The organism is Mesorhizobium sp. M7A.F.Ca.US.005.03.2.1, from assembly GCF_003997795.1.
Classification (GTDB): domain Bacteria; phylum Pseudomonadota; class Alphaproteobacteria; order Rhizobiales; family Rhizobiaceae; genus Mesorhizobium; species Mesorhizobium ciceri.
In genome coordinates this window covers 1-4,295 of record NZ_RZRP01000547.1, presented here as the reverse complement: position 1 = coordinate 4,295, position 4,295 = coordinate 1, and the positions used below count along the sequence as shown (strand labels likewise).

The 4,295-nt window shown below is 59.0% G+C and carries 3 protein-coding genes and 2 pseudogenes; 4 read left to right on the top strand and 1 reads right to left on the bottom strand.

Annotated features, from left to right (window positions below):
* Positions 1-801, bottom strand: a pseudogene (locus tag EN991_RS25285) (fimbria/pilus outer membrane usher protein); the annotation flags it as partial.
* 89 nt (positions 802-890) lie between these two features.
* Between EN991_RS25285 and EN991_RS25280 the strand changes: the two are divergent.
* From EN991_RS25280 to EN991_RS25265, 4 genes and pseudogenes are all read left to right on the top strand, one after another.
* Positions 891-1,289: an MAPEG family protein gene (locus EN991_RS25280; protein ID WP_127366653.1), complete on the top strand. Its 399-nt coding sequence runs from the start codon at positions 891-893 to the stop codon at positions 1,287-1,289.
* A gap of 1,212 nt (positions 1,290-2,501) precedes the next feature.
* A pseudogene (locus tag EN991_RS25275) lies at positions 2,502-2,753 on the top strand (DUF2269 family protein); the annotation flags it as partial.
* 467 nt (positions 2,754-3,220) lie between these two features.
* Positions 3,221-3,607, top strand: coding sequence for a hypothetical protein (locus EN991_RS41105; protein ID WP_245461074.1), 387 nt, complete (start codon positions 3,221-3,223; stop codon positions 3,605-3,607).
* A 214-nt stretch (positions 3,608-3,821) separates the two neighbouring features.
* A partial coding sequence (locus tag EN991_RS25265; RefSeq protein WP_164769358.1) for an alcohol dehydrogenase catalytic domain-containing protein occupies positions 3,822-4,295 on the top strand: 474 nt, incomplete at its 3' end.

The following is a 4,295-nucleotide window of genomic DNA, read 5'->3' as shown; positions in this document are numbered from 1 at the left end:
GATGGAGACCGTGTTCGGTTCGTAGGAGTTAAGCCCGGGGACCAGGATGCGCCCTTGCCGATTGGTCTTTCCCACCGGCCTGTTCTGGAACTGGACGTCGACATCAGGAGCGCCGACTTCGACCACGGCGAAAGCATCGTCTATGCGATTTGTGGCAAAGACCCCGCCGCCTGCCACGGCAATCGCGCCATCCATTTGCGCAGTTGCCCGCACGTCCTTCCCGTATTGTTGGACGCCAGCCTCGAAGCGGGCGAAGCGCGCGCGATAGCTTGCTGCGGCCGACCGGTTGGGCGTGTCGCCTTCCGAGGTTCGTGCTCGCCAGCCAATGCTGCCGTCTTCCAACCGCTCCGACTTGGCGATGTCGGCGACGACATTCAGGCCGTCCGGTCCCTGCTCTATTCCCGTGGAAGCGGTGATATCGTCACCGAACGGAACCGATAGGCCGGCCAAGACTCCAAAGCTGCCGCTATCCTCAAGGTCGGTAAAGGCAGTGGCATAGAGGCTGCTTCGCTTGAATATCTGTTGGCTGTAGGAAAGGCCAACGATCTGGCTCTTCTGGCCTTCGGCACTTTCAAGATGCGTATAGGAGAGATTGAGGCTGGAAAAATCTATCGGCGCCGGGATGCTGAGCGTGAGCTGGTCTATTGCGCGAGGCACGCCCGCGCTGAAGATCGGCACGTCACCGGGCTCTGACAACGTCGGCTCTGCCGTCACCGCGGCGATGTCATCATAGTCGCCGAAGGCGCGTTGGATGCGACCGTAGATCGACCACCCTTCGTAGCTCATTTCCAGAGACGCGTTTTTGCGCTATCTACGGGCTTCAGGCCGACCTGCTTCACATGGCGACAACCTTTGCTTGCCTGCCTGTTCCGCGACGAGAGGAGGCAGGCATGGAACGGTATTTCTCGGTGGCTATTGTGACGCTGCTTTGCAGCCTAATGATTTTTGGCATGGCGCTGACAGTCGCCAGAACCCACAAGAGGACGGGCGTTCTCGCCCCGACCATGACTGGGGATCCGCTGCTTGAGCGGACAATCCGCGCTAATTCAAACTCGATCGAATGGCTGCCGGACTTTCTTCCGTCGATGTGCCTTTTCGCGGTCTACTGGAGCGCGCCATGGGCGGCTGCACTGGGACTGCTTTGGATAATGGGAAGGATTGCCTACTTCATCGGTTACCTGTCGGCACCGCTGAAGCGGTACCCCGGCTTCTTTATTCAATCTTTCGCCGCATTCGCCCTGCTCTTAGGCGCTCTTGGCAGGATCATATTCTTGATGCTGCAGGCATAGGTTGGGCGCTCAAGCCTTGCCACGTCACCCTCTGCTATCGGGCGAGAGTCTCAGGTAGGTGACCACGGAACGGTGGCTTTGCCAACGGCTCCCGATGTGTTTCAGCAGTGCGTATTTAGAGGTCACTTCGAGTGACCTTTCGCTTCAACTCGACAGCGTTCAAGAGGCGAACAAGAGTCCGGGCATAGCTTAGCCGGAGCGCCCACGGGTCTGCTGGCTGCCCAGTCAACACGTTAAACACGGTCCAGCTTTCGTTGGTTTCTTTTCTGAGTTCATGTCTTTGGTGAGTCACCGTCGCTAGCCATACATCAAGCAGTGATCGATGATTTCGTGTGTCACGGGGCAGCTTAGCAACGGGCGAAGCTATCGGTGGTTCCGGCGAAACGAATACGAAGCAGGCGGTTGGACCGGCGTCGATTCAACGGCTGATGTCACAATTGATGACTTGGAATGCGCCAGAGGTCGTCAGCGCGTGAGATAGAATGACTGACGGCTAACACCGCCTCGCCCTTCCTGCGCGATAGACTGATGACCTTCAAACGCATGAGCTGACTCGCAACACTGCGATTCAATTTAGCACACGTTTAATTAGCTCCGGAGCATTTTAACGAATCGTTGACCGCGCTGTCCCATTATAGGACGGCGCGGTCAAACCCCAACCGGACTGCGCAGGCGGCTCCGGCACTGAAGCGCCCGCCCAACTGTCGGAGCCGCCACCCACACCAACATACCAGCAATGGTTGAATCAACCGTTACCGCATGTGCTTTCCAATGTGCTTCCCTGATCGTTAGACTTTGACCGAGCGGACGGGAATATGCGCAGAACAGTTCGGTAACATTTGAGACAAGTCGATGGATATGACGAGCAATCCGATCTTGGTGGATCAATTCCCGGCAAGCTCTACAGCGGCGAGCCCAAGAAGGATATTCCTACATCTGTCCGACGTGCGGTCAGCAGGTCGACATGCGTGACCTTCGCCAAGGCGCTGGCCGCCGGTTGTGCCGCGCCGCCTCGCTCTGGTTTCCTGACATTCCGATCGCTTGTCAAACGATCCAGCCCACATGCCGCACTTCCGCCGGGAATCGGGTCCATGAACATCGCGGATCCCGCCGATCAGGTTCCTGAGCTGGCGCTGCGTCCATGAGCGGCGCAGGGGGATTTGATCCTTGCACTGAACCGTCCGAGGCGGTCTGCGAACAACTCGCCGTCCGGCCGGCATCGCCTTGTTCATGCTGCTCGCCCATCAGACCGCAAATTCCGCGACCATCGTAACGGTCGCACGCATCGCGTGATCGCTGAATTCGTGTTCACTGCAACCGCGGTGGTGGCTCATGCCCTCGCCTGGCATTCCGCCTATTCGCCGACCGAGGGGTGGATTGCGCTTTTCGATCCTGCTTTACCTCATTACCGGCCTGTTCTGGCTTCCAGTCGTGTGGATGCAGATCGAGATGCGCGATCTCTCGCCCTGCAGGCCGCGGCAGCGAAGCAAGCTCCACCACAGCGCTGCAACACCTTGGCACGTTCCGCCATTCCAGAAGGCGGCTACGACGACATGAATGCCATCACCATCTCCACCATTCTGGTTGTGGTCGCCCTGCGCCCACGGGCACATGGCCTATAACTTCGCCGTGACCTCATCCCCTTGAGGGAACAATCAGACCGAGCCCCAGTTTGACCCAAACAAACACGGCCGATGGTTCGATGGAGGCATGCCATGAGATTTCCACACAGCACGACGGCCGCCGCCGCCACTTTCATAGCCCTCACGTCCCCGGCGCTCGCCCAGTCAAGCGGAACACCGGCACCCACGACGCCTGCACCCACGACGGCGACCGAACAGCCCGGCGCCGGGTCGAACGCAAACGGACAGGGGGGTGAACAGACACGCGAAATAATCCGCCAGATGGTTGAGCAAGCTGTCCGGGAGAGGATGCACCAGGATCGCGGTTCTGAAGAAGCTTTCCGTGACGAAGATAGCCGCAACGACCAGGGCGACCGCAACGGGCATGCTGACCCCCCCGATGAAGCTAGCCGGCATGGCGACCATTGGCGAAATCGTGGCGACTGGGGCAGAGGACACAGAATGGCTCGACACCGTGGTCACCAAATGATGCGCGGTGCCGGCATGCGACTTATGTTCGGCCTGTTGGACACGGATGGCGACAGGTCACTGTCCGAGGCCGAGGTTCAAAGCGCGGTCGGCAGGATGTTCAATAGCATCGACGAGAATGGTGACGGCAACATCGATCTAGACGAAATCCAGTCCCTCCTGCACGGCTCCAACGTGCATGGCACAAACAACGAAGACATGCCGTAGCTGCATCAAGACTGAGGAGCCGACTTCAGACGGAGCGGCAAGCGAGTCGCGGTCAGGCGAAGGCGCCGTTTGGAATGGCCCAAAATATTCTCTCAAGCTCCCGGAACATAGGTCGGCCATTGCGGTTCGACAGGCGGCGGGCACGGTCGATGAATAGCATGGCCCGCTTGCCAAGCGCGGGTCCCGATCGACCTTGCCAACAGAGGAGCGGGCTATGCGTGCGTTGGTCTGGCACGGTAAGGAAGACATACGCTGCGATCAGGTCTCCGATCCAGAAATTGAGGATGAACGGGACGCGATTATCAAGGTGACGAGTTGTGCCATCTGCGGCTCCGACCTTCACCTTTACCACAACTACGTGCCAGCCATGCTGCCAGGCGACATTATGGGCCACGAGATGATGGGAGAGGTCGTGGAGGTCGGCAGGGGCGTCAACGGCGCTCTGAAGAAGGGAGACCGCATTGTCGTACCGTTCACCATAATCTGCGGTGAGTGCGACCAGTGCAAGAGACAGAACTTTTCGGTTTGCGAACGTACGAACCGCAAGAAGAACCTCGGCGACAAGGTGTTCGGGCACACCACCGCTGGTCTGTTTGGCTACACCCATTTGACGGGCGGCTATCCCGGGGGACAGGCGGAATACCTGCGGGTGCCGTTCGCCGACGCCACGCACCTAAAGGTGCCTGAC

Coding starts and splice junctions, on each gene's coding strand:
- EN991_RS25280 (WP_127366653.1), top strand. CDS start 891: ATGGAACGGTATTTCTCGGTGGCTATTGTGACGCTGCTTTGCAGCCTA.
- EN991_RS41105 (WP_245461074.1), top strand. CDS start 3,221: ATGCACCAGGATCGCGGTTCTGAAGAAGCTTTCCGTGACGAAGATAGC.